The 23,805-nt window shown below is 57.9% G+C and carries 22 protein-coding genes and 1 tRNA gene; 14 read left to right on the top strand and 9 right to left on the bottom strand.

Annotated features, from left to right (window positions below; genetic code table 11):
- Positions 1 to 18: 18 nt before the first annotated feature.
- From IE123_RS05580 to IE123_RS05555, 7 genes are all read right to left on the bottom strand, one after another.
- Positions 19 to 549: a hypothetical protein gene (locus tag IE123_RS05580; protein ID WP_189515997.1), complete on the bottom strand. Its 531-nt coding sequence runs from the start codon at positions 547 to 549 to the stop codon at positions 19 to 21.
- A 36-nt stretch (positions 550 to 585) separates the two neighbouring features.
- A complete protein-coding gene (locus IE123_RS05575) occupies positions 586 to 1,416 on the bottom strand; it encodes a CsgG/HfaB family protein (protein ID WP_189515995.1) in 831 nt (276 codons plus the stop codon).
- 44 nt (positions 1,417 to 1,460) lie between these two features.
- A complete protein-coding gene (locus tag IE123_RS05570; protein ID WP_189515993.1) occupies positions 1,461 to 1,877 on the bottom strand; it encodes a curli assembly protein CsgF in 417 nt (138 codons plus the stop codon).
- Positions 1,874 to 2,185 carry a CsgE family curli-type amyloid fiber assembly protein gene (locus IE123_RS05565; protein ID WP_229819628.1) on the bottom strand — a complete coding sequence of 104 codons (312 nt, stop codon included), beginning with the start codon at positions 2,183 to 2,185 and terminating at the stop codon, positions 1,874 to 1,876. Before IE123_RS05565 ends, IE123_RS05570 begins: the two co-directional genes overlap by 4 nt.
- Before the next feature lie 745 nt (positions 2,186 to 2,930).
- Positions 2,931 to 3,638, bottom strand: a complete 708-nt coding sequence (locus IE123_RS16125; RefSeq protein WP_268246946.1) for a PHP domain-containing protein — start codon at positions 3,636 to 3,638, stop codon at positions 2,931 to 2,933.
- An 84-nt stretch (positions 3,639 to 3,722) separates the two neighbouring features.
- Entirely contained in the window at positions 3,723 to 4,643 is a 921-nt protein-coding gene (locus IE123_RS16120) for a helix-hairpin-helix domain-containing protein (protein ID WP_229819626.1), read from the bottom strand.
- A gap of 68 nt (positions 4,644 to 4,711) precedes the next feature.
- Positions 4,712 to 5,836 (bottom strand): glycerol dehydrogenase, encoded by a 1,125-nt coding sequence (locus tag IE123_RS05555; protein ID WP_189515991.1) that lies wholly within the window; start codon positions 5,834 to 5,836, stop codon positions 4,712 to 4,714.
- Between the two features lie 175 nt (positions 5,837 to 6,011).
- On the opposite strand from IE123_RS05555, the gene IE123_RS05550 reads away from it, so the two are divergent.
- From IE123_RS05550 to sodC, 11 genes are all read left to right on the top strand, one after another.
- Positions 6,012 to 6,857, top strand: a complete 846-nt coding sequence (locus tag IE123_RS05550) for a UDP-2,3-diacylglucosamine diphosphatase (protein WP_189515989.1) — start codon at positions 6,012 to 6,014, stop codon at positions 6,855 to 6,857.
- Positions 6,858 to 7,220: 363 nt separating this feature from the next.
- On the top strand, positions 7,221 to 7,814 hold the full coding sequence (locus IE123_RS16370; protein WP_229819625.1) for a molybdopterin-binding domain-containing protein: 594 nt from the start codon (positions 7,221 to 7,223) through the stop codon (positions 7,812 to 7,814).
- A 12-nt stretch (positions 7,815 to 7,826) separates the two neighbouring features.
- Entirely contained in the window at positions 7,827 to 10,298 is a 2,472-nt protein-coding gene (fdnG, locus tag IE123_RS05545; protein ID WP_505735882.1) for a formate dehydrogenase-N subunit alpha, read from the top strand.
- 10 nt (positions 10,299 to 10,308) lie between these two features.
- A complete protein-coding gene (gene fdxH / locus IE123_RS05540) occupies positions 10,309 to 11,256 on the top strand; it encodes a formate dehydrogenase subunit beta (protein WP_189515985.1) in 948 nt (315 codons plus the stop codon).
- Positions 11,253 to 11,969: a formate dehydrogenase subunit gamma gene (locus IE123_RS05535; protein WP_189515983.1), complete on the top strand. Its 717-nt coding sequence runs from the start codon at positions 11,253 to 11,255 to the stop codon at positions 11,967 to 11,969. Before fdxH ends, IE123_RS05535 begins: the two co-directional genes overlap by 4 nt.
- Positions 11,947 to 12,888 carry a formate dehydrogenase accessory protein FdhE gene (fdhE, locus tag IE123_RS05530; RefSeq protein ID WP_189515981.1) on the top strand — a complete coding sequence of 314 codons (942 nt, stop codon included), beginning with the start codon at positions 11,947 to 11,949 and terminating at the stop codon, positions 12,886 to 12,888. Before IE123_RS05535 ends, fdhE begins: the two co-directional genes overlap by 23 nt.
- Before the next feature lie 270 nt (positions 12,889 to 13,158).
- Positions 13,159 to 14,577 (top strand): L-seryl-tRNA(Sec) selenium transferase, encoded by a 1,419-nt coding sequence (gene selA / locus IE123_RS05525; protein ID WP_189515979.1) that lies wholly within the window; start codon positions 13,159 to 13,161, stop codon positions 14,575 to 14,577.
- Positions 14,574 to 16,502 carry a selenocysteine-specific translation elongation factor gene (gene selB / locus IE123_RS05520; RefSeq protein WP_189515978.1) on the top strand — a complete coding sequence of 643 codons (1,929 nt, stop codon included), beginning with the start codon at positions 14,574 to 14,576 and terminating at the stop codon, positions 16,500 to 16,502. The genes selA and selB overlap by 4 nt, the downstream gene beginning before the upstream one ends.
- A 51-nt stretch (positions 16,503 to 16,553) precedes the next feature.
- A tRNA-Sec gene (locus IE123_RS05515) sits at positions 16,554 to 16,649 on the top strand.
- A gap of 306 nt (positions 16,650 to 16,955) precedes the next feature.
- Positions 16,956 to 17,813: a methylenetetrahydrofolate reductase [NAD(P)H] gene (metF, locus tag IE123_RS05510; protein ID WP_189515977.1), complete on the top strand. Its 858-nt coding sequence runs from the start codon at positions 16,956 to 16,958 to the stop codon at positions 17,811 to 17,813.
- A gap of 75 nt (positions 17,814 to 17,888) precedes the next feature.
- Positions 17,889 to 18,413, top strand: a complete 525-nt coding sequence (gene sodC / locus IE123_RS05505) for a superoxide dismutase family protein (protein WP_189515976.1) — start codon at positions 17,889 to 17,891, stop codon at positions 18,411 to 18,413.
- 85 nt (positions 18,414 to 18,498) lie between these two features.
- Here the strand turns inward: sodC and IE123_RS05500 are convergent, their stop codons facing one another.
- Both IE123_RS05500 and prlC read right to left on the bottom strand, forming a co-directional pair.
- Complete coding sequence (locus IE123_RS05500; protein WP_189515975.1) at positions 18,499 to 18,750, bottom strand: YheV family putative zinc ribbon protein; 252 nt, start codon at positions 18,748 to 18,750, stop codon at positions 18,499 to 18,501.
- A gap of 48 nt (positions 18,751 to 18,798) precedes the next feature.
- Complete coding sequence (prlC, locus tag IE123_RS05495) at positions 18,799 to 20,841, bottom strand: oligopeptidase A (RefSeq protein ID WP_189515974.1); 2,043 nt, start codon at positions 20,839 to 20,841, stop codon at positions 18,799 to 18,801.
- A 130-nt stretch (positions 20,842 to 20,971) separates the two neighbouring features.
- Between prlC and IE123_RS05490 the strand changes: the two genes are divergently transcribed.
- The 3 genes from IE123_RS05490 to IE123_RS05480 all read left to right on the top strand — a co-directional run bounded on the left by IE123_RS05490 (position 20,972) and on the right by IE123_RS05480 (position 23,692).
- A complete protein-coding gene (locus tag IE123_RS05490; RefSeq protein WP_189515972.1) occupies positions 20,972 to 22,312 on the top strand; it encodes a sodium-dependent transporter in 1,341 nt (446 codons plus the stop codon).
- Positions 22,313 to 22,398: 86 nt separating this feature from the next.
- The gene (locus IE123_RS05485) at positions 22,399 to 22,938 is read left to right on the top strand and encodes a gamma carbonic anhydrase family protein (RefSeq protein ID WP_189515970.1); all 540 of its coding nucleotides are present in this window, start codon (positions 22,399 to 22,401) and stop codon (positions 22,936 to 22,938) included.
- Positions 22,939 to 23,020: 82 nt separating this feature from the next.
- On the top strand, positions 23,021 to 23,692 hold the full coding sequence (locus tag IE123_RS05480; RefSeq protein ID WP_189515968.1) for a metal-dependent hydrolase: 672 nt from the start codon (positions 23,021 to 23,023) through the stop codon (positions 23,690 to 23,692).
- Positions 23,693 to 23,805 lie beyond the last annotated feature (113 nt).

Below are 23,805 nucleotides of genomic sequence, written 5' to 3'. Positions count from 1 at the left end.
TGATCAATACCGGCGGAGTCACCGGTAGGTCTCGATAATGACCGGGCGTGCACTGCCGGAGTAGGCGTGTTGCACCACACTGATGCCCTGGTCACTGCTCGATTGCGTGATCTCGACACGGCCCTGAGAGCCGAATTGCATAATGGAGGCATCGAGACGCGTATTCGTGCCGCTGCCGTTTTGATAAATACTGGCAACATGCTGACTTCCGTTCTGGGTAATGACGCCAAGGGCGTTGGCATTCTGCTGGCTGATCAGGGCCTGATGGTGGCTTCCGTTTTGATAAATGCCCGCGCTTTGCTGATAGCGCGCCGATGCGGACTGGGTCACCCAGGCCTGGTTATGGTGACCGACCTGTTCGATAACGCTGTACTTTTGAGCGGCACCAACAGGGAGATTTGCCGTGCTGAACTGCTCGATTCTGGAAAGCGCCACGTTGTTTTCCGCCAGAACCGGGCTCATGACAAAAGGCAACAACATCAGAAGAAAGGAGGTGAGCCAGCCGGTATGACGGATATCCGGTCCTGAGGTGCTGACGTGAAGGCTCATGACGATTGATCTCCCGGAATGTCTTTCATGAAGGCGCTACAGCGCCATCGTTGGCATGTCCAGATAGTCGGCAAGGAGGGTATCTTCCAGCGCGGTCCCTGACTGGAGGTGCCAGAGGTTGTCCCTGACGCCTCGCGCGACAAGATGAATCACCGCCGACTCGATGGCTGACATGACCGCCATCTGTACTGGCTCATTGGTGGTATATCCCGCTTCTGCCTCCAGCAGCCGCTTGAACTCGATAAAGCGGAAAAAGCCTGCGCGTATTTCCTTTGAATAGATGGTCTTGGTTGTCGTGACATTGGCCAGAATTTCGCCGGTCGAAATCTCTACCGCGCGCAGATTGATCGTCACCTGATCCACCTGATATTTCCCCGAACTGCCGATACCAAAGTATTCGGCGCCCAGCCCACCGGTGCGCACATTGCTGTCATAGGCAATGATGCCGCCTTCCAGCATGACCGACGCGGCGCGCAGCGATGGCAGGGTATCCGGCCGGCCAAAACGCTCGGCCTCGGCGCGAATGATGCGCCGCTCGGTCAAAAGGTTCTGGAGACCGACGCGCTCCAGGGGAATGAACCAGCCGGAATCAGACAGCGCACCGGTGAGCATGGCGGCAGCGCCCTGGGTGACCGCTGTTGAAAAGCTGCTGGCCGGCGCCGGGCGGTACTGCCCGGTCTGATCGACAAAGTCGTAGACGGAGACAAAGATGCGCCCGGCTGGTGGTGGCAGTGAGACAAGATCCTGATAGGCAGCGCTTCGTGGCGTCAGGGTCGGCGGGGTGCCTTCAAGGTGAGCGGGCATGGCCACCATGCCGGCACAGCCTGCCAGCATCAGCGTCATGAGCACTATCGCAGCAAGCTTCATGAATGTTCCTTTTTTCTTTTGTTATGGCGCTGCAGATCAAATGTTCAGGGATTGAAAAGGCCACCAACCTGGATGTCGGTAACATCGCCGGTCAGCTTGTCCAGGATGCGCAGGCTGACCAGATCGTTGTCCTCTCGAATGACGATGCTGAAATCATTGCTTTCAAAGCTGCCCTCTCCCAGTTCACCGCTGCTGATATCGCCAATCAGCTGCGAGATCAGTCGGCTCTGCAGGCTCTGTACCAGTCGATCGGTTGCTGACAGTGCGCTGCTTCCCCGGACGTTCGGATCGGTGTGGGTGTCCTGCGCCTGCGCCTTGCCCAGCAGGTAGCTGCCGTAGAAGGGGTCACCGCCAAAGGAAGGATTAAGCGGCTGGTAGACCAGATTGCCTGCCTGGGTATTGGCTGATACGAGTGTAGTAAGCATCAACGCACAGGCAGGCAGGATACGCAGTGCTTTCATGGCTGAAGTTCCTCTTTGCCCAGATCCTGATCGGATGACAACGCGGCACCAATACGACGCGTAAGCAGGGCTTTCTGAACAATGTCGACCGCGCCCTGTGCCGTGTTGCCAGCGTCATTTATGCGGGGAGACAGTCGGGTCTGAAAATGGATGTGGCTACCCTCGGCAATCCATATCTGGCTGCCCCTGCGAGGGTCGGGGCGTTCCATGACAGCAAGCGCTGCAGTGTTGAAGATGGGATTACCCATGGCTGCACGGCTGAAGGCGCGATAGAAAACGTTGCCCGGTAGGGTAATGGTTCGATCCATGAGGACACCGGTCAGAATACTGGTGCCAACAAGAGGGCGTTCGATGGCAGCGCCGTCGGGGCCTGAAAGGTGGTTGATCGCCTGCCTGTCAGCGTTAGCAGGGTCCATGCCGTCGCTGGCATACGCTGGCAATGGCGCTGCGATAGTGATGCAAAGCGTCAAGAGGATGGAATAAAGGCGGGAGAAAAGGGCTCTTATGCACCGGTCAACCAGAAGGCAGTACAGGTCACCATGCCTGAGCGATAACATGCAAACCGTCCACGGGGTACACATTATCATCGGAGTATTATTGAAAGGAGTGCGGTGCAACATGAGGATTCCCGCATATTAAACAATCATTATTGTTTGTCGTTTGTCATGCTATTAACGAATGTCGCTATTGTTTTGTAAATACAATATTTATGAGTGCAACTGTTATGGGTGATTGGAATTAATAATTTCCTTTTCAGGATGTGCAGGAGGATAAATAAAGGTTTTTAATATATGTTGAGGTGTATGGTTTTAATTATTGTTGATGCGGATTATTAATCCTTATTGTAATGGCGCGACTTTATTTTTGATATTTAAAATATAAAGGATGATACGATTTAAGCTGATGAATGAACTGTCTCAGGACCGGGTCCATTTGAATACGCCTGACCGTCGTGACCCTGGATATGCCGACGCAGGGGCTGGCCGTTGGCATATCCGTATGGGGTGCCTTGTAGTATCAAGGTGCGCGATGCCCGGTCCTTGATGATAACCCCTAGCGCGTCATCAGTTTCCTGAGCTGGGTGACGGTGCGGGTGTTGAGCACGTCTTTCTTTTCCAGCCAACCGCGGCGCGCCTGTGCCACCCCCAGGGCCATGTGGCCCAGTTGATCGGGCGCGTGGGCATCGGTATTGATGGCAAGCGCCACGCCGATCTCACGCGCCATGCGCACCCAGTGGGCGGCCAGATCCAGCCGGGCGGGCTGGGCGTTGATTTCGAGAAAAACACCGCGTTCTCTTGCGCCGTGCAATACGGCCTCAATATCCACGTCATACCCTTCACGACCATTGATAATGCGACCGGTGGGGTGCGCCAGAATATTGACATGGGGATTGTCCATGGCGCGCAGGATGCGGCGGGTCTGTTTCTCTCGTGACAGGTTGAACTTCGAGTGCACCGAAAAAACGCAGACATCGAGTTCTGCAAGCACGTCATCGGGCAGATCCAGCGTGCCGTCTTCCAGAATATCGACCTCGTTGCCCTTTAAAACCGTAAAGTTCTTTAGCCGCTCATTGAGGGCATCGATCTCGGCCATCTGCTCGCGCAGGCGTCTGGCATCCAGACCGTTGGCCATCGCCAGGCGCTTTGAGTGATCGGTGATGGCGATATAGCGATAGCCGCGTCTTTTGGCGGCGCGCACCATCTCCTCAAGACTTGCCTTGCCGTCGGAAGCGGTGGTGTGCATATGCAGATCGCCACGAATGTCATCCAGCGTGACAAGCTCGGGCAGGGTACCTTCACGGGCTGCTTCTATTTCACCCCTGTTTTCGCGCAGTTCGGGGGGAATCTAGGGCAGATCAATCTGTGCCAGCACGTCCTCTTCGGTGCGCCCGGCCAATCGTTCCTCACCTCTGTAAATGCCGTATTCATTGATCTTGAGACCGCGGTCGGTGGCCATTTTACGGGTGGCAATATTGTGCGCCTGAGAGCCGGTGAAGTAGTAAAGGGCGGCGCCGAAGCTTTCATCAGCGACGACACGAACATCGACCTGCAGGCCTGAATGCAGATGGATGGTGGATCGTGTCTTGCCATGGGAAGCGGTCTCGGCAATTTCGGGATAGGCCATCAGATGCGTCATAATGGCCGGGCCATCATCACTGCTGACCAGAATGTCGAGATCACCGACCGTCTCGCGACTACGGCGCAGGCTGCCGGCGGCGCTGATGCGCTGGGCGCCCTCGGCATGTTCAAGCCAGGCGATCAGATCGGCGGCGGCCCGGTGGGCTTCATCAAGTCGTGTGCGCGGCGGGGTATCATCAATGCGCTCGGCCTCCTTGAGAATGCTGGCTTCGGTCTTTTTGCCAAAGCCTTCAAGGGCACTGATACGGCCTTCCCGCGCGGCCTTTTTCAGGGCCTCGAGACTATCAATGCCCAGCGCTTCATGCAGCTGGCGCACACGGCGCGGTCCCAGTTGGCTGACCCGCATCAGCTGCAGGAGTCCGGGCGGCAGACGTTTTTCGGCTTCTTCAAGTACCGGCAGGTGGCCGGTGGTGATCAGCTCGGTGATCTTCTCGGCCAGATCACGGCCGATGCCGGGCAGTTCGTTGAGTGGCTCGTCGCGCGCCAACATCTCCTGCAGGGCATGGGGATGCGTTTCGATGGTCTGAGCCGCGCTGCGATAGGCGCGCACGCGAAAGGCATTGGCGCCTTCAATATCCAGCAGGTTCGCCAGGCGGTGAAGGGTACGGGCAATATCGGCGTTTTGCATGAGTCTCGGCTTCCGGTCCGGTCACATGAAAAAGGGCCGCCGGGCGGCCCTTTCTGCAAGGGTAAGGATTACTCCCAGCCGAGCTTTTCCATATAGGCCCGCGCATGCACATCTACCGCCTTGATGGCGTAGACGACCTGGTCCGGCGTGAGCGTATAGGCCAGATTGTGGATCGATTCGCCTTCCTTGAGTGCTGCCTCGGCCACGCGATAAAGATCCTCATCGCTGACTTCCTTGAGCTTGAGCGCTTCCAGCGTCATCGGCAGACCCAGGGCCAGATAGAGATCAAGATATTCTTCCAGTTCGGCCTGCGGGGTTTGATCCAGAATCAGCTGGGCCATGGTGCCGTAGGCCACCTTTTCGCCATGGGTCAGCTCGTGAATCTCGCCGTGCAGGGCGGTGAAACCGTTATGGATGGCATGCGCGCCCGCCAGCCCGCCGCTCTCAAAGCCCAGCCCGCTCAGGAGTGTATTGGCCTCGACCACGGCTTCAAACGAGGGTGTCACGATCTGGGCCTGGTTGGCCTGCCAGGCGAGCAGGGCATGATCGAAGAGCACTTCTTCACACTTCTCGCCAATGGTCTGACCCAGAATGGTGGCCTGACCGCCGGCCATGTTGGTGGCACAGGCGCGAATGGCGGCGCGCGCCTCGACCCAGGTGGCGAGTGCATCAGCAATGCCGGAGGCCAGAAAGCGGGGAGGCGCCTTGACGATAATGGCGGTGTCGACCAGCACGAGGTTGGGGTTCTTGTCGTAGAAACGGTAGGACTCGAACTCGCCATCGTCACTGTAGATGACGGACAGTGCACTGGTCGGCGCATCCGTTGAGGCCGTCGTTGGCAACACGGCGCAGGCGGCATTGAGCCTGTCGGCCACGCCCTTGGCGGTGTCCAGGGTTTTACCACCGCCAAAGCCGATGATCACATCTGCCTTGTATTTCTCACCCTGTGTGACCAGTCGATCGATTTCGCCAGTGGAGGATTCACCTTCAAAGATGGCCCGTTCAAAGCTGATATCGCTGCCCTTGAGACTGTCACTCAACGTCTCGCCGGCCATTTTCCAGACGAAGTCATCAGCGATGACCAGTGCCTTCTGACCCAGCTGTGACACATAGTGACCGGCGCGGGAAAGTGTATCGGCACCCTGAACGTAACGGGCGGGGCTGATAAAGACCTTCTCGTTGGGAGCAGACATCAGTGTTCTCCTTCGATAGTGGCGATAGGGTAGGTGCATAATGAGTGTAGTTGTTCCTGTTGAACTCCATGGTTGAGGATTCGACGGATTTCAATGTTATGTCGATAATTGGCTGTCATTGAAGGTGTTTAATGTGACGCAGGAATGCGTTGTCGAGACTGTCCGGGAGGATCCGATGGCCCGAAGGCCCAATGCACGCACCCTGTTTGTGTCCGATCTTCATCTGGGCACGCCCGATGCCCAGGCACAGCTGCTGCTTAATCTGATGCGGCTGGTGCGCCCCGAACGGTTGTATCTGGTTGGCGATGTCTTTGACCTGATTGCCATGAAGCGCCGGGCCATATCGGTACTGGATGTCCATCAGCAGCGGCTGGTACGCCATATCCTGCGCCTAGCGCGTACCGGCTGTGAGGTGATCTACATTCCCGGCAATCACGATGCCGCCTTTCGTACCTTCTGTGGCGAGACCTTTCGCAGCATCGAAGTTCGCCGCGACGCCGTACACGTCACAAAAGATGGCCGGCGGCTGCTGGTCAGCCACGGTGACGAGTTTGATGGCCACTTCAAGGCGCCGCGCTGGAAGCTGGTAGTAGGTGAGATGGCACTGCATACCATGCGCCGTACCAATCGCTGGACGGTGCAGGTGCGTCGCAGGATGGGGCGTCCGTACTGGTCGCTGTCGGCCGCGCTCAAGCGCCGCTCAGGCAACGTCAAGCACTTTGCCGATGCCTTTCGGCAATCGGCACTGGCGCGCGTGCGCCGTGAAAACGTGGATGGCTATATCGGCGGCCATATCCACATTCCGTTTTTTGGTGAGTGTGAAGGCTTCGTCTACTGCAATGATGGCGACTGGGTAGAAAACTGCACGGCGCTGGTTGAGGAATTTGACGGCCGGCTGCGGCTGGTGGACTGGGAGAACAAGACGCTGGTGGATGATCCCAGACCCCCTTCCGGTCAGCGTGAAAAGACCGAGGCCGAGGACTGGCTGGCTGATGAGGAAACCAAATCCACTGCGGATTAAAAAAACATTAATGCCGGCGCTGTTTTGTTAGCCGCGTAACGATTTGAATTATATCGGGTTTTGAAAGGCATCAAAAAATTGTGCCGTTTACTTTTGAAACCCGATGATGACAGAACGTAGAATGTGCTGGAAAATTATCCTATGCGACATTTTGCACCAGGCAGGAGGCTGACGCCTTCAATGCCTGACTCCCTTCTTTGTAGTACCAGATAAAAACTATTCCAATCATGGAAACCATTAATAATCGGTGAGGTCATGCCGATAAACAGTGACTGGCCACATCGTGCCGCTGGCCGATGTTCAAGCATGACGCCTGCCCGCCCTGACAGCTGGTAATCCGGCAGGCGATGAGGAGATTGACCCATGACGGTTAATGTAACCCGAAGACAGTTCTTCAAGCTGGGGGCCGCAGGTGTGGCGTCTTCCAGCATGGCGATGATGGGGTTTGCCCCGGAGTCGGCTGAAGCGTCCGTGCGTCATTTCAAGCTGACGCATGCCAAGGAAACCCGCAACAACTGCACGTACTGCTCGGTCGGCTGCGGTGTTCTGATCTATAGCCATGGCGATGGTTCCAAGAACACGCGCCAGGAAGTCTTCCACATCGAGGGCGACCCGGACCATCCGGTTTCTCGCGGCTCGCTGTGTCCGAAGGGCTCGGGGCTGGTGGATTTCGTGCGCAGCGAAACGCGCCTGGAGTATCCGCAGGTACGTGCGCCGGGCTCCAGCGAGTGGAAGCGCGTCAGCTGGGATGAGGCGCTTAACAAGATCGCGCGCTACATCAAGGATGACCGCGATGCCAACTTCGTTGAGCGTGACGAAACCGGCAAGACGGTCAATCACTGGACCACGACCGGTTTTCTGGCCGCGTCCGGTGCTTCCAACGAAGCCGGTTATATCACCCACAAGGTGGTGCGTAACCTTGGCATGGTAGCGTTCGACAACCAGGCGCGCGTCTGACACGGACCGACGGTGGCAGGTCTTGCCCCTTCATTCGGTCGCGGTGCCATGACCAATCACTGGGTCGACATCCGCAATGCCAATCTGATTCTTTCGATGGGCGGCAACTCTGCCGAGGCTCACCCCGTGGGCTTTCGCTGGGTTACCGAAGCGCTTGAGCACAACAAGGCCAAGCTGATCTGCATAGATCCGCGCTATACGCGTACCTGTGCGGTCGCCGATTACAAGGCCTTTATTCGTACCGGAACCGATATCACGTTCCTGGGCGGTCTGATTCATTATCTGATCACGACCAATCAGATCCAGCGTGAGTACGTGCTTCACTACACCGATGCCTCGCTTCTGGTGCGTGAAGACTATGGTTTCGAAGACGGTATCTTCACCGGCTATAACCCTGAAAAGCGCTCCTACGACGACAAGTCGTCCTGGATGTATGAGCTGGGTGATGACGGTTACGCCAGGCGTGACATGTCACTTCAGCACCCCAGGTGCGTTTATCAGCTGATGCGCGAGCACTACAGCCGCTATGACATCGATACGGTGTCGAGCATCTGTGGCATGCCTCGTGAGCACATCGAACATATCTGGTCGGAAATCGGCAAGATGGCCGTGCCGCACCAGACCATGACGATTCTCTACGCGCTGGGCTGGACGCAGCACTCGATCGGTTCGCAGATCATTCGTACTGCGGCCATGGTGCAGCTGCTGCTGGGTAACATGGGCATGCCAGGGGGCGGCATCAATGCGCTGCGCGGCCACTCCAATATCCAGGGTTTGACGGATCTGGGTCTGCTCTCCCAGCTGTTGCCGGGTTACATGTCACTGGCCAATGCCAGTGAGCAGGACTATGGCGAATACATTAAAAAGCGTGCCAAGCAGCCGATTCTGGAAGGCGAGGTCTCGTACTGGAAAAACTACGAGAAATTCCACGTCAGCCTGATGAAATCCTGGTTTGGTGATGCCGCCACGCAGGAAAACAACTGGTGCTTTGACTGGCTGCCCAAGCTTTCAAAGCCGCTCTATGATGTGCTTGATACCTTCGAGCGCATGCACAAGGGCGAAATCACCGGTTATTTCTGTCAGGGGTTCAATCCGCTGGCGTCATTCCCCAACCGTCAAAAGATTACGGAAGGCCTTTCCAGGCTGAAGTATCTGGTGGTCATGGACCCGCTGAATACCGAAACCAGCGAGTTCTGGAAGAACTACGGCGAATACAACGATGTGGATTCTTCGCAGATCCAGACCGAAGTCATTCGTCTGCCAACCACCTGCTTTGCCGAGGATGATGGCTCGATCACCAACAGTGCCCGCTGGCTGCAGTGGCACTGGGCAGCGGCGCAGGGCCCTGGCGAGTCGCGTCCGGATACGCGCATCATGGGTGAGCTTTTCATCCGCATTCGTGATCTGTACCGACAGGAAGGCGGCGCTTTCCCCGATCCGATCCTGAATGTGGACTGGGACTACGATATTCCTGAAGCACCTTCCTCGGAAGAGATTGCCCAGGAATACAACGGTCGTGCACTGGTCGATCTGACCGATGATAACGGCAACGTGATTCGTCGTGCCGGTGAACTGCTGTCGGGCTTTTCCGAAATGACAGCCGATGGGCGTACCGCTTCCGGTTGCTGGATTTTTGCCGGTTCGTGGACGCAGGACGGTAATCAGATGGCGCGTCGTGACAACTCCGACCCGTATGGCACCGGTAATACGCTGGGCTGGGCGTGGGCATGGCCTGCCAACCGGCGCCTGCTGTACAACCGTGCCAGTGCCGATCCGCAGGGTCGTCCCTGGGGCAAGGAGAAGGCGTTTGTCTGGTGGAGCAGCGAGCAGGGTCGCTGGGTCGGTGCCGATATTCCGGACTTCCCGGTCACCTCTGATCCTGCGCTGGGCCAGGGCCCCTTCATCATGCAGCCAGAAGGCGTTGGGCACTTCTTCGCCGGGCAGAGCATGGTAGAAGGTCCGTTCCCGGAGCATTACGAGCCGTTCGAATCGCCGATTCCGAACAATCCGCTGCATCCGAACAACCCGCTGGCGAAAAACAACCCGGCAGGCCGGATATATGAGAAGGATCGCGAGGCACTGGGCAGTTGGGAGGAGTTCCCGCATGCGGCAACGACCTATCGTCTGACCGAGCATTTCCACTTCTGGACCAAGCACGCCCGTCTTAATGCGGTGGTGCAGCCGGAGCAGTTCGTGGAAATCAGCCATCAGCTGGCTGAAGAGGTTGGCGTGGTAGCAGGTGACTGGGTGCGTGTCTCCTCCAACCGCGGTTCCATCAAGGCCGTGGCAATGGTGACCAAGCGCATGCAGCCGCTGCGTATCGGGGATCGTGACGTGCATCACGTGGGTATTCCGATTCACTGGGGCTTCACCGGCGTGGCGAAAAAGGGCTATCTGATCAATGCCCTGACGCCTGTCGTGGGTGATGCCAATACCCAGACCCCGGAATACAAGTCATTCATCGTCAAGGTCGAGAAGGCATAAGGGAGGGCATATGATCAACTCACAAAATATCGTTGCCCGTTCCGCGACGACACTGCCGGCACCTCATGTACGTGACAACGTGGTGGAAGTAGCCAAGCTGATCGATGTCTCCAAGTGCATCGGTTGCAAGGCCTGCCAGGTCGCCTGCATGGAGTGGAATGATCTGCGTGATGAGGTAGGCGAGTGCCATGGGGTGTATGACAACCCCATGGACCTGACCGCCGAGTCATGGACGGTAATGCGCTTTAGCGAAGTGGAAACGGATGCCGTGGGCGGTGCGGACGTCAGCAAGGAGAAGGAACTCTCTTGGCTGATTCGCAAGGATGGCTGCATGCACTGCGCCGAGCCGGGCTGTCTCAAGGCCTGCCCGGCGCCCGGTGCGATCGTGCAGTATGCCAATGGTATCGTCGACTTCGATTCCAATAACTGCATTGGCTGCGGCTACTGTATTACAGGCTGTCCGTTCAACATTCCGCGTATTTCGGAAAAGGACAGCAAGTCCTACAAGTGCACCCTGTGCTCTGATCGCGTGACCAATGGTCTGGAGCCGGCCTGCGTCAAGGCCTGTCCGACCAACTGCATCGAGTTTGGCAGCAAGAAGGACATGCTGGCGCGCGCTGACAAGCGTGTGAATGACCTGAAAGAACGCGGCTACGAAAAGGCCGGTATCTATGATCCGGCAGGTGTTGGCGGTACACACGTCATGTACGTGCTGCACCACAACGACGAGCCCGGGCTCTATCATGGCTTGCCGAAGGACCCGCGTATTTCGCCGGTCGTCGGTGCCTGGAAGGGTATTACCAAGCCCATCATGTCCGCCATTCTGGGGATCACGGCGTTTGCCGGTTTCTTCCACTACATTACCAAGGGCCCGAAGGAAGAGCCTACGGATGAGGAAGTCTTCGGCGAAGGCGATGACCATCATCGTGTCTCACGTGAAGAGGAGCATCGGTCATGAACTTCAAGAAACAAAAGACCATGCTGCGTTACGGCCCGGGCACCCGGGCCAATCACTGGGCAATGGCAGGCGCCTTTATCCTGCTGACGCTGTCAGGACTTGCCTTCTTTCATCCACCGTTTTTCTTTTTGAGCAATACGCTGGGCGGGCCGGTCTGGTCGCGCGTGCTGCACCCCTTTATCGGCGTGGTGCTGTTTGTGCTGTTCGTCATCATTGCAGTGCGACAGCTCAAATATAATCTGCTGATGAAAAACGATGTGCAGTGGATGCGCCAGATGGGCGATGTGCTCAATAACCGGGATGAAAAACTGCCGCCGATTGGCAAGTACAACCCGGGCCAGAAGCTGGTGTATTGGGCGTTGATCCTGTGTATTCCGGTGCTGTTGATCACGGGTGTGATCATGTGGCGGCCCTGGTTTGCCGGATTCTTCCCCATTCCGCTGATTCGCGTGGCAAGCCTTGTGCATGCACTGGCCGCATTCATCGGTATTGCGACCATTATTGTGCATGTGTATGCCGCTATCTGGGTCAAGGGCTCGATCAAGGCCATGACCCGCGGTCGCGTCACGCATGCCTGGGCGAAGCACCATCATCCGCTCTGGTACGAACAGGAAATGGAAAAGCCTTCGCAGCGTGCGGGAGGAGAGAGCGCCCAGGAGCTTGATGCACCACCTCACCACGGAGCTCGCAATGACGGCCGAACATCAGGCTGAACATGATTATGGTGTAACCCCCGGCGGGGTCGTTGAACCCCCCGCCGTGGTGTTGCCCGAACGACGTCTTTTCAGCCAGCGGGCGCGGCGCCTGCGCGATCTATCCAGACGCATGCGCTCAATGGCCGATTTTCTCGGTTTTGCCGCCCGTCTGGCACAGGCCCAGCACCAGGTATTGCAAAAGCAGGTCAGCACCTTTGCGCCGGACGCCGAGGCCTTTGAGCTGGCACTGGAACACGGCATGCCCCCGCTCATGGCGCAGACGCTGCAACATGATCTGGACTGGCAGGAAGATCTGAACGCGCTTTGTGACGCGCTTGAGCTGAATGTAGGACAGGCGCAGCAGCAGCTGATTCGTCAGCTGCGCGCCCTCGATGTTACTGCACGTCAGGACATGGCAGCCGAAGTCCTCAATGCGGGCAACGGTACAGAGGACACGCGCGCTTTCATGCCTCTGGTTGCCGCCGCGTTGCAGGTGGCCTGGCTGCGTCAGTGCTCTGTCCTGCCGCGTCCTCCAAAGCGGGCAGAAGGTGTCGCGCAGACCGTATGTCCCTGCTGTGGCTCCCTGCCGGTGGCCAGCCTGATTCAGGTAGGTCGCGAGCGTTCACGCGTGCGTTATATGCAGTGTTCGATCTGCGCCGCCGAGTGGTACATGGAGCGGGCGCGCTGCACGACCTGCTTTGAAACCGGCAAGCTGGATTACGTCAGTCTTGAAGGCGAAGACGGCAAGCGCCCACTTCCGGTAAGAGCTGAAACCTGTGGCGACTGCCATAGCTATGTGAAGATCGTTCATCTTGATACCGAGGTGGATGCCGATGCACTGGCTGATGACCTGGCAAGTCTGGGGCTGGATATCATGATCGCAGGTGAGCGCGATATTGGACGCAGCAGTTATAACCCCTGGCTCATCACTGGCTGATGCTGCTGTCTGCTTTTAAACGCGCTCAACATGAGCGCGTTTTTTTTATGTTGTTATACGAAAACATTCTCTGCGAACGCTGCCGGGTACTTGTTTCAATACTTTTTTAAGGGATGATGACCGGCTTGAATGATCGTGTACCGTATGGTCCGATTCATGCCTGTCACTGCCGGTTGCCCTGCATGGCTGCTGGATTGATGGCCATGCATGTATTACAAGATGAAACGCGTTTCATGTATGAACGCGCTCTCGCCATGAAAGGAGTTTTCGATGTGTGACCCGCGACGTTACCTGCCGGCAGTGGATGTACTGCTGTCCCATCAGATGATGGTGCGTTCGCAGGTCAGCCATCGTCTTAAAAGGCGTGCCGTGCGCGAGCTGCTTGCCGGCGAGCGTGAACGCCTGTCCCGGGCGGATTCGGTACCCTTTGATCATGACCAGCTGGCCACACAGGCCCTTGCCAGAGCCCGATCAATGGCAGCTTCCCGCGCGCCCAGCGTTTTCAACCTGACTGGTACCGTTATCCATACCAATCTGGGCCGGGCGCCGCTGGCGGAATCCGCCATCGAGGCCATGACGCGGGCCGCCAGCCATTCGCTGGCGCTGGAGTATGATATCGACAGTGGGCGTCGTGGGGATCGTGATCAGGTCGTCGAATCGCTTTTGTGTGAACTGACCGGCGCTGAAGCTGCGACCGTGGTCAACAACAATGCTGCGGCCGTGGTACTGACACTGTCGGCGCTGGGAGCCGGTCGCGAAGCCGTGATTTCGCGTGGTGAGCTGATCGAGATCGGTGGTTCATTTCGTCTGCCCGACATCATGCATACTTCCGGTTGTTATCTGCGCGAGGTCGGTACGACCAACCGCACGCATACGCGTGATTTCGAACAGGCCATGAATGATGCTACAGGCCTGATTTTCAAGGCACATACCTCCAACTACGCCGTTGAGGGATTTACAGCCTCGGTGCCGGAAAACGAGCTGGCGCGTGTCGCACATGCCCGCGGCGTCCCCTTCATTGTGGATCTGGGCAGTGGTGCCCTCACCGACATGGCCGCGCTGGGGCTACCCGATGAAGCTCAGCCTCGACAGAGTATCGATGCCGGGGCCGATGTGGTGACCTTTAGTGGCGACAAGCTGCTCGGAGGCCCTCAGTGTGGTCTGATTGTGGGCAGCCGAGAGTATATCGACCGTATTCGCCGCCATCCGCTCAAGCGTGCGCTACGTGTCGACAAGCTGATCATGAGCGCGCTGGAAGCAACCCTGCAGCTTTATCGGGACAGTGATGAGATTGCGCGCGATATCCCGACGCTGGCCCTGTTGACGCGCGGTGAAGCCGATATCGCAGCTACGGCAGAACGCCTGCTGCCTGCCGTTGCCGAGTGTCTTCCCCATATGCAGGTCAGTATTGCTGCGTGCAGGAGTCAGCTGGGCAGTGGCGCGTTGCCGGTGGATCGGTTGTCCAGTCGTGCGCTCGTCATTGCCTCGACCGCTCAGGAGCGCCGCCTCGGTGAGCGGTCTTTACGCCAGCTCGAAGCCGCTTTCAGGCAACTGCCGCGGCCTGTCATTGGCCGACTGCATGATGGCGCATTATGGCTTGATCTGCGCTGTCTTCAGGGCGAGCTCGAGGAGAGCGCTTTCACGGAGCAGCTTTGCCACCTTTCGCTGAATCAGGAAAACACACCATGATCGTAGGAACGGCAGGCCATGTAGATCATGGCAAGACAGCCCTGATCCACTCGCTGACCGGTATCAGCACGGATCGACTGCGTGAGGAGCAGGAACGCGGCCTGACCATTGAGGCAGGCTACGCCTACCCGGAAATGGCTGACGATTTCGAGCTGGGATTTATTGATGTCCCCGGTCACGAACGATTTATCCATAACATGCTCTCGGGTGTGGCGGGCATCGATACCATGCTGCTGGTCGTGGCCGCTGATGATGGCGTCATGCCGCAAACCCGTGAGCACATGCAGATACTGCGTCTTCTGGGCATTGATCGCGGCGTGGTTGCACTGACCAAATGTGATCTGGTTGAGCGCCAGCGGCTTGTCGAAGTGCATGAGCAGATTCAGGCGCTACTGGCAGACTCACCGCTGGCAGACTCGCGTATCTTTGAGGTGTCCAGTCGCACCGGCGAGGGCATTGCAGCCCTGAAGGAAGAGCTCTGGCGACGCGCACAGGCCAGCGATGCCGAGGTGGCACAGGGCAATTTTCGCATGGCAGTGGATCGCGCCTTTACCAAGACCGGGTCGGGGCTTGTGGTCACGGGCACGGTAGTGGCCGGCGAGATTGCCGTGGGTGACAGCGTCAGATTATTTCCCTCCGATCATGAGGCTCGCGTCAGGGGGCTTCGTCGTCAGGGTCGGGTGGCGGAACGTGCCCGTCAGGGCGATCGGCTGGCACTGAACCTGGCAGGTCCCGGTATTGATCGGGAAACCGTTCAGCGCGGTGACTGGGTAGTGGCCCAGGCGCTGCCCACACCGGCGTTAACGCGTGTGGATATTGCGCTGGAGCTTCTGGAGGATGCCCCGCCACTGAACCACTGGTCCGGGGTGCATCTGCATCTGGGCGCGTCGCATGTCATCGGGCGTATTTCCCTGCTGGAAGGCCAGCAGCTGCTGCCCGGGGAGCGCATGCTGGCCCAGATGATTCTGGAAACACCGCTGCATGCCTGTATGGGGGATCGGGTGATCGTTCGGGATCACGGTGCGCGCCGTACCATCGGTGGTGCCATTGTGCTCGATGGCACACCACCCCGACGCGGTCAGCGCTCCCCGGCGCGACTTCAATGGTTGCAAAGCTGTCGGCAGGCGACCATGAGCAGTACCGGGATGTCGCTGGACGAGCCGCTCAGGGTGGCGCTGATGCTGCGTCAGGATGGACCGGATATTTATGGTCTGGCACGCAACTTCAATCGCACGCCCGCCTCGCTGGCCCGGGAGTTCGAGGTGCTGGGCGCCCGGGTCATCAGTGCAGGTCAGGACATGCGTGCCTTCTCGCCGCAGGCGCTGGAAGCGCTCCGGGAGCGTATCCTCAAGGTGGTCACCGACAACCATGAGCGTGAGCCGGCCATGCTGGGTACCGAGCGTGAACGTCTACGCCGTCAGGTCATGCCGGGCCTGCCCAGTGCCCTGTTTCGCCAGATCCTGCAGCCGCTGATGACGGCGGGCATGCTAAAGCAGCATGGTCCCTTTCTGTCACTACCGGAACATCAGGCCGCCCTGTCGGAAGAGGATGAAAGGATATGGCAACGTGTTCAGCCATACCTGACTGCAGCACCCTTTGATCCGCCACGGGTGCGTGATCTGGCCGGGCTGGAAAACATTGAAGAAGCGCAGGTGCGGCATGTATTGTCCCTGGCAGCCCGGCTTGGGCGTGTTTATCATGTGCGTCGGGATCATTTTTTCCTGGCTCGATCAGTCCATGACATGGCCGACATGATCCGACAGCTTGAGGCGCAGCAGGGCGCTGCTCATGTCGCCAGTTTTCGCGACCGGCTGGGCATCGGCCGCAAGCTGGCGGTTCTGATCCTCGAATTTTTTGATCGAATCGGCTATACACGGCGGGTGCGCGATGATCATGTCGTGCGTCGGGCCGACATGTGGCATTAATTACGCTATCATGCGGGCACGTTTTAGCACCTGCTGAAATCGTCTGGTTCCGGAAAGGCTTCGTTCCCCGGTGGGGCGCTCGGGCTTCAAACCCGAGAGGGGCTGCCAGCAGTCCCTGGTGGGTTCGACTCCCACGCTTTTCCGCCATTGTTGTCTACCTTTTGAGGGCAGATATGCCCTGCCCCCCTGCCCCCCTGCCCCCCTGCCCCCCTGCCCCCCTGCCCCCCTGCCCCCCTGGTCCTCCAGCGTCCATAAGCTTGATCAGGATTCTGTCTGACATGAATTCTGCTTGATAAGTACCCCCGAATCTTTCATTTGGCCTGATACGTTGGCGTCGTCACAATACATGCCATCAATCAAGGCCTGACCGATGGCGGAAACAGGCAGTCCGGGGCCGTACACACGTCTGTCAGTCAATCAGCGGCGTGACTTATCAAAAGGATGTTCAGACTCATGAGTGAATTGCGCTCAGCCGAACTCAGCTTCGAGTTCTTTCCGCCGCGTACCGAGGCCGGTCGTGATCGGCTGCCGGAAGTCTATACACGGCTGGCCGAACTCAAGCCGCGCTTTTTCTCGGTGACCTTTGGTGCCGGGGGTACCACGCGTGATTTCACCTTTGATGCGGTTAAAAGCATGTCACGCGATACCGGTATCTGCACGGCGCCGCATCTTTCCTGTGTGGCCAGCGACAAGGACGATATCCGCAAGCTTTTGACGCAATACCGTGAGCATGGCATCAAGCGCATTGTTGCCCTGCGAGGTGACATGCCCTCGGGCATGCTGGGGATTGGGGAAATGCGCTATGCCCGCGATCTGGTTGACTTCATTCGTGAAGAAACGGGTGATCATTTTGATCTGACCGTGGCGGCTTATCCCGAGTGTCATCCGCAGGCGCAAAACCTTGAGCGTGATATCGATCATTTTGCCGACAAGGTACGCGCCGGCGCTGACATGGCCATCACGCAGTATTTCTTCAATCCGGACGCCTATCATCATTTTGTGGACAGGGTCCGGGCGCGCGGTGTGGATATACCGATCGTGCCGGGCATCATGCCGATCACCAACTACACCAAGCTTGCCCGCTTTTCCGAAATGTGTGGTGCCGAGATTCCGCGCTGGGTGCGTCGACAGCTTGAAGCCTATGGCGATGACAGTGAGAGCATTCAGGCCTTTGGGCATGAGGTGGTGACACGCCTTTGTCAGCAGCTGCTGGAGCAGGGGGCGCCGGGTCTGCATTTCTACACGCTCAACCAGGCAGAGACCTGCACGAAAATCGTGACTGATCTCTCGCTTGAGAAGGCTTGTCGCTGATTGGTCGCATGCTCTGGAGCGAACTAGTCTTGTTGATACGCCAATCGTTAATGGGCTGACTCAAGAGGACTTCCAATGAAAAGACTTTTTCTGGCATCAGCATTGCTGGCAATGACGCCTCTGGCCATGGCCGATACCACTGTAGAGCTGCACAAGGCAACGGACGAAGGCGTCAGTGATTCCGTGGGCACGGTGACCTTTGAGGATACCGATTACGGTCTTCTGGCGACCCCGGATATCTCCGGTCTGCCAGGGTTTGGCATGCATGGCTTCCATCTGCATGCCAACCCCAGCTGTGATCCTTCCACCGAAGATGGTGAAGTGACACCGGCCGGCGCTGCCGGCGGCCATTTTGATCCGGACGAAACGGACACGCACAGCGGCCCGTATGTCAAAGACAGTCATCTGGGGGACATGCCGCTGCTGGTCGCGGACAATGATGGCAACATCAAGACACCGGTACTGGCACCTCGCCTGAAGGAAAGTGACCTTGCCGGGCATGCCGTCATCATTCATGAAGGCGGCGATAACTACAGCGATACCCCGCATCTGGGCGGCGGCGGCGCTCGCTGGGCCTGCGGCGTCATTGAAGGCCGCTGAGCCGATATATCAGCATTGCTGGTCATGAAAGGACCCTGCCGTTATCCGGCAGGGTCCTTTTGATACTGCCATGGCACAGGGTTATCTAGCGCTTGCCCGGATCGATAATCCTGACGGGCTGAAAATCATCGCTTTCCGCGTTCGGCTGGCTTTTGGAGACACGAGTATCCAGTGCTGCAGGCGCCTGTTCGGTCATGGGCAACTGTTCGAAGAAATCACAGCTGACACACTCCCGGTAGCGGGTGCCATTGCTTTCCCAGCTGCGGATACGATCCATGGCGCTACAGCGCGGGCAGACTGCCCCGGCGATAAAACGTTTGGGCGTTGACTGGTTCATTGGATCTCCTGACCGGCAGCGCAGGGCTGCCGGTCGTGTCACAAGCGATCAGGCGGTTTGAAGAATACCGCTATGGCGCAGCAGCGGTTCGATGCTGGGCTCGCGCCCACGAAACTCCTGAAACAGTACTGCTGCATCCCGGGCGCCGCCCTGTTCCAGAATGGTAGTGCGAAAGCGCATGCCGGTGTCCTGATCGAAGACGCCGGCATCTTCAAAGGCAGACCAGGCATCCGATGAGAGGACTTCGGCCCACTTGTAGCTGTAGTAGCCGGCTGCATAGCCGCCAGCGAAGATATGGCTGAAGCCATGCTGGAAGCGGTTGAACTCGACTCTGGGCACCACCGAGACCTGCTGACGAACGCTATCGAGCAGGGACTGGATATCCTCTGCCTTCGGTGTCTGATACTCACGGTGCAGGCGTAGATCAAACAGCGAGAATTCAAGCTGACGCACCATGGTCATGGCCGACTGGAAGTTGCGGGCCGCCTGTAGACGCTCGAGCAGATCGTCCGGCAGGGATTCTCCGGTATCGACATGCGAGGCAATCAGGTCAAGACCTTCACGTACCCAGCAGTAGTTTTCCATGAACTGGCTGGGCAGCTCGACGGCGTCCCACGCCACGCCGTTGATGCCGGAAATGTCGGCCACGTTCTGGCGGGTCAGCATGTGATGCAGGCCATGTCCGAACTCATGGAACAAAGTCAGGACTTCATCATGGGTCAGAAGGGCCGGACGATCACCTACCGGGCGGGTGAAATTGCAGGTCAGGTAGGCGACCGGCAGCTGAATGTCACCATCCCCGCGAGCGCGTCTGACACGGCATTCATCCATCCACGCGCCGCCGCGCTTGCCTTCACGCGCGTAAAGGTCGAGATAGAACCCGGCGATGACATGGTCATCTTCAAGAATATCGAAAAAGCGCACGTCGCTGTGCCAGCGCGGCGCCTGAGTGTTCTCACGAAAGCTGACGTTAAAGAGCTTGCCGATAACCCTGAACAGCCCGTCGACGGCCCCGGGAGCCGGAAAGTAGGGACGAAGTTCTTCCTGTGAAATGGCGTAGCGTGCTTCACGCAGCTTCTCGCTGGCGTAGCCGGTATCCCAGGGCGCCAGGCTGTCGATCCCCAGTTCATCACGGGCGTAGGCGCTGAGCGTTTCAAACTCTTCCTTTGCCTGCGGCACGGCGCGGCTGGCCAGATCATTGAGAAAATCGAGGACCTGGTCCGGGCTCTCGGCCATCTTGGTCGCCATCGAGTAGTCGGCATAGGATGCAAAGCCTGCCAGTGAGGCAATCTCCTGGCGCAGCGATACGATTTCGGCCATGACGTCCGAGTTGTCAAACTCGCCGGCATTGGGGCCCTGATCGGAGGCACGGGTGACGAAGGCGGTATAGACCTCTTCGCGCAGGGCACGATCCTGGGCATAACTCATGATCGGGAAAAAGCTCGGGAAGTCGAGCGTAATGCGATATCCCTCGACACCCTTGGCCTCGGCATTGGCTGCCAGGGTCTCCAGTGCACTCTCGGGAAGACCATCCAGACGCTCGCGCGCAACATCCAGGTGCCAGGCCTGGGTGGCGTCCAGCACGTTATTGGAAAAGGTATTGGAAAGCGTTGACAGCCTAGCCTGAATCTCGCCAAACCTGGCCTTTTTCTCAAAGGGCAGATCGACACCGGCCAGACGGAAGTCGCGCAGGGTGTTGTCGATTGATTTGCGCTGCCCTTCATCCAGGCGGTCGTACTCTTCACTTTCTGCCAGCGTCTGGAACGCCTTGAAAAGCCCTTCATGCTGACCCAGCCAGGTGCCATAGGCCGAGAGTTTCGGCAGGCACGCCTGATAGGCCTCGCGAAGTGCCTGGGAGTTCATGGTGGCGTTGAGATGCGATACCGGCGACCAGGCCTGGGAGAGCTGGTCATTGATGGCTTCAAGCGGTGCTGCCAGCCCCTGCCAGGTATAGCTGCCTTCCTCGACCAGCCTTTCGATGGCCGCCTTGTTGCGCGAGAGCAGCTCGTCCATGGCCGGTTCGATGATCTCCGGTGTGATGGCCTCGAAAGGGGGCAGGGCATGGGATTCAAGCAGGGGGTTGGTAGACATGAAGCGACCTCGCGGTTGGCGAAAGATATACTGTTGACAATGAGGGTGTCGGACGCCGGTTTCAATGCAGGCGGCCGGCATTGTGAATTGATTCAGTGCGCATCATGGCGCGGTAGAAGGGATGCAGGACATGTCCGAAGTGGTAGAGCGCTGGGGGTCGCGCCGTGCGTTCATTATAGCAGTGACGGGTGCGGCAGTGGGTCTGGGCAATATCTGGCGCTTTCCCTGGATGGTCGGTGAAAACGGAGGGTCGGTCTTTCTTCTGTTGTATGTGGCCTTTGTGCTGCTGCTGGGATTGCCGGTCATGGTGGCTGAAATCCTGATTGGACGGGCGGGGCGTCGTACACCCATGCAGGCATTGGCCTTTCTGGCCCAGGAGGCAGGTGGTAGCCGGCACTGGCGACTTCTGGGGCTTCTGGGCGGAATCACGCTTTTTTTGATTCTCTCCTTCTATGCGGTCGTATCGGGCTGGTCGCTGGAATATCTGGTCGATGCGTTCAGCGGCGATTTCGCGTCCCGCTCTCCTCAGGAGATTGGCGCCGCCTTTGATGCCTTTCTGGCAAGCCCGGGGCGGGTCATCATCAATCAAACCCTGTTCATGGTTTTGACGATGAGCGTGGTGGCCTTTGGCGTGGGTAGCGGGCTGGAGCGACTCAACAACCTTCTGATGCCGCTTTTGTATCTACTGCTTGTCGTGCTGGTCGGTTATGCCGCGACTACAACAGGCTTTGGGACAGCGCTGCGCTGGCTTTTCTGGCCCGACCCTCAGGCCATCACCTTCATGGTAGTGCTCAATGCCATGGGACATGCCTTCTTTACCCTGGCTGTGGGGGCTGGCGCCCTGATGGCCTACGGTGCCTATATGCCGGAAGGACAGAGCGTACCCCGTGCCGTGGTCACCGTGGCACTGCTGGATATTCTGGTAGCGCTGCTGGCAGGCATTGCCATCTTCTCGATTGTCTTTTCTCAGGGCATGGACCCGGCCTCCGGCCCGGGGCTCATGTTTGTAACCCTGCCAGTGGCCTTTTCGCAGTTGCCCGGTGGTGCCCTGTGGTTGGGCAGTTTCTTTATTCTGCTGTTGATTGCGACCTGGACGTCCTCCATCAATCTTGCCGAGCCAATGGTGGCCATGTTGCACTCCGCCGGGCTTCGTCGTGTCACATCAGCGCTTTTGATTGGCAGCGGTGTCTGGCTGGTAGGGCTGCCTTCGGCGCTGTCGTTTTCTTGGCTTTCGGATGTACAGCCGATCGGTGGCATGACCTTCTTTGATCTGGCCACCACCATACCTACCGATATCCTGTTGCCTGTCGGCGGGTTACTGATTGCCTTTTTCGCCGTCTGGGTCATGGATGCGCCGCGCGCAGTACAGGCGCTGAGCAGCAATGAACGCTTCTTTGTTATCTGGCGTCAGGTCACGCGCTGGATCGCCATTCCACTGCTGACACTGGTATTGGTGGGTGCCATGTTCTGAAATAAGGGCAGGGGCAGCCTTGTTGCCTGATGCAATCTACAGGGGCTGTCATCCATATGGGGTTTTAACAAGGCGAGGATACAAGCATGAGCATTCGAAGCTTCAGGGGAAATTCGCCATCACTGGGTGAGCGCGTCTTCATCGATGAGACGGCTGTGGTGCTGGGAGATGTCACGCTGGGAGATGATACCTCGGTCTGGCCCACGGCCGTGATCCGTGGCGACATGCATCGTATCCGCATTGGCGCCCGGACAAGTGTTCAGGATGGTTCGGTACTCCATATTACCCACGCCAGCGACTATAGCCCCGGCGGTTACCCGCTGACCATCGGTGATGATGTGACCGTGGGGCACCGCGCCATCTTGCATGGTTGCACCATCGCCTCGAAGGTATTGATTGGCATGGGAGCCACGGTACTGGATGGCGCGGTCGTTGAAAGCGAGGTGCTGGTAGCGGCAGGCGCCGTCGTGCCCCCCGGCAAGCATCTTGAAAGCGGCTATGTCTATGGTGGCAATCCGGTGCGCCAGCTGCGCCCGCTCAAGGAATCCGAATATCGCTTCTTTGAGTATTCTGCCGCCAACTACGTGTCCCTCAAGGACGAGTTTCTGGCTCAATCACATGAGTAGCATTGTTCTCGTCTAGCGCTAGAGCATTGTTGTCACTGAAGAAATTGCGCCATAATATGTTTTTATATCCAGTAGTTATATTATGGCCAATTTCAAGACACACTTTACTGTTGCTGCCGCCGGCGGTGCTCTCGTGGGCGGACTGGGCTGGCAGGCAGGGCTGTGGCCGTTTGTTGATGGCTTTCCGGTAGCAGGGCTGGTTGCGCTTGGCGGCATTGTTCCGGACATTGATGCCGACCAGTCCCGCTCCGTGCGTCTACTCTTCACGCTGATGGCAATGCTTGCGGTGATTGGCTGTGTCTCGGCCCTGCAGCCCTTTCTATCCCTGGTAGAGCTTAGCGGCGTGGGTATCGGCGCCTATCTCCTTGTGCGTTATCCCCTCAGTACTCTTTTCAAACGCTTCTCAGTGCATCGGGGAATCTGGCACTCTCTGCTGGCGGCCATGCTGTCGGCACTGGCTGTTGCCGTCGTGAGCTATCACCTCTTTATACAAACGGCTACACAGTCCTGGTTTTTCGCCGGCGCCATGTTGATTGGCGTACTCATTCATCTATTACTGGATGAGATATACAGCATCGATCTCGAAGGGCGCCGTTTAAAACGCTCCTTTGGTACTGCCTTCAAGCTCTACGATTATGGTACGCCGCAGACGGCACTGTTGATGGGCGTCGTGATGCTATCAATGGCACCCTGGTTACCGCCTTATGGGGCACTGCAGGACATCGGTCACAGAGTGTGGGCACTCTGGAATTGAATGCCTGCCTAAAGGCATGTGACACAAATGTGAAATCTTTTTCAAAAAAGGGTTGCGCGATCGGAGGTCGATCTATAAAGTACGCATCCGCTGCCACGGAGCACAACGCAACG

Origin of the sequence: Kushneria pakistanensis, from assembly GCF_014652795.1 — a bacterium.
GTDB classification, from domain to species: Bacteria; Pseudomonadota; Gammaproteobacteria; order Pseudomonadales; family Halomonadaceae; genus Kushneria; species Kushneria pakistanensis.
Note: the sequence above shows the minus strand (reverse complement) of the source record. Positions and strands in the feature narration are given on the sequence as shown.

What these genes read in the sequence shown, in the direction of transcription:
- IE123_RS05580 (WP_189515997.1), bottom strand. Translation starts at nt 549, where the DNA reads ATGAGCCTTCACGTCAGCACCTCAGGACCGGATATCCGTCATACCGGC.
- IE123_RS05575 (WP_189515995.1), bottom strand. Translation starts at nt 1,416, where the DNA reads ATGAAGCTTGCTGCGATAGTGCTCATGACGCTGATGCTGGCAGGCTGT.
- IE123_RS05570 (WP_189515993.1), bottom strand. Translation starts at nt 1,877, where the DNA reads ATGAAAGCACTGCGTATCCTGCCTGCCTGTGCGTTGATGCTTACTACA.
- IE123_RS05565 (WP_229819628.1), bottom strand. Translation starts at nt 2,185, where the DNA reads ATGGATCGAACCATTACCCTACCGGGCAACGTTTTCTATCGCGCCTTC.
- IE123_RS16120 (WP_229819626.1), bottom strand. Translation starts at nt 4,643, where the DNA reads ATGCAAAACGCCGATATTGCCCGTACCCTTCACCGCCTGGCGAACCTG.
- IE123_RS05555 (WP_189515991.1), bottom strand. Translation starts at nt 5,836, where the DNA reads ATGTCTGCTCCCAACGAGAAGGTCTTTATCAGCCCCGCCCGTTACGTT.
- IE123_RS05550 (WP_189515989.1), top strand. Translation starts at nt 6,012, where the DNA reads ATGGCCCGAAGGCCCAATGCACGCACCCTGTTTGTGTCCGATCTTCAT.
- IE123_RS16370 (WP_229819625.1), top strand. Translation starts at nt 7,221, where the DNA reads ATGACGGTTAATGTAACCCGAAGACAGTTCTTCAAGCTGGGGGCCGCA.
- fdxH (WP_189515985.1), top strand. Translation starts at nt 10,309, where the DNA reads ATGATCAACTCACAAAATATCGTTGCCCGTTCCGCGACGACACTGCCG.
- IE123_RS05535 (WP_189515983.1), top strand. Translation starts at nt 11,253, where the DNA reads ATGAACTTCAAGAAACAAAAGACCATGCTGCGTTACGGCCCGGGCACC.
- fdhE (WP_189515981.1), top strand. Translation starts at nt 11,947, where the DNA reads ATGACGGCCGAACATCAGGCTGAACATGATTATGGTGTAACCCCCGGC.
- selA (WP_189515979.1), top strand. Translation starts at nt 13,159, where the DNA reads ATGTGTGACCCGCGACGTTACCTGCCGGCAGTGGATGTACTGCTGTCC.
- selB (WP_189515978.1), top strand. Translation starts at nt 14,574, where the DNA reads ATGATCGTAGGAACGGCAGGCCATGTAGATCATGGCAAGACAGCCCTG.
- metF (WP_189515977.1), top strand. Translation starts at nt 16,956, where the DNA reads ATGAGTGAATTGCGCTCAGCCGAACTCAGCTTCGAGTTCTTTCCGCCG.
- sodC (WP_189515976.1), top strand. Translation starts at nt 17,889, where the DNA reads ATGAAAAGACTTTTTCTGGCATCAGCATTGCTGGCAATGACGCCTCTG.
- IE123_RS05500 (WP_189515975.1), bottom strand. Translation starts at nt 18,750, where the DNA reads ATGAACCAGTCAACGCCCAAACGTTTTATCGCCGGGGCAGTCTGCCCG.
- prlC (WP_189515974.1), bottom strand. Translation starts at nt 20,841, where the DNA reads ATGTCTACCAACCCCCTGCTTGAATCCCATGCCCTGCCCCCTTTCGAG.
- IE123_RS05490 (WP_189515972.1), top strand. Translation starts at nt 20,972, where the DNA reads ATGTCCGAAGTGGTAGAGCGCTGGGGGTCGCGCCGTGCGTTCATTATA.
- IE123_RS05485 (WP_189515970.1), top strand. Translation starts at nt 22,399, where the DNA reads ATGAGCATTCGAAGCTTCAGGGGAAATTCGCCATCACTGGGTGAGCGC.
- IE123_RS05480 (WP_189515968.1), top strand. Translation starts at nt 23,021, where the DNA reads ATGGCCAATTTCAAGACACACTTTACTGTTGCTGCCGCCGGCGGTGCT.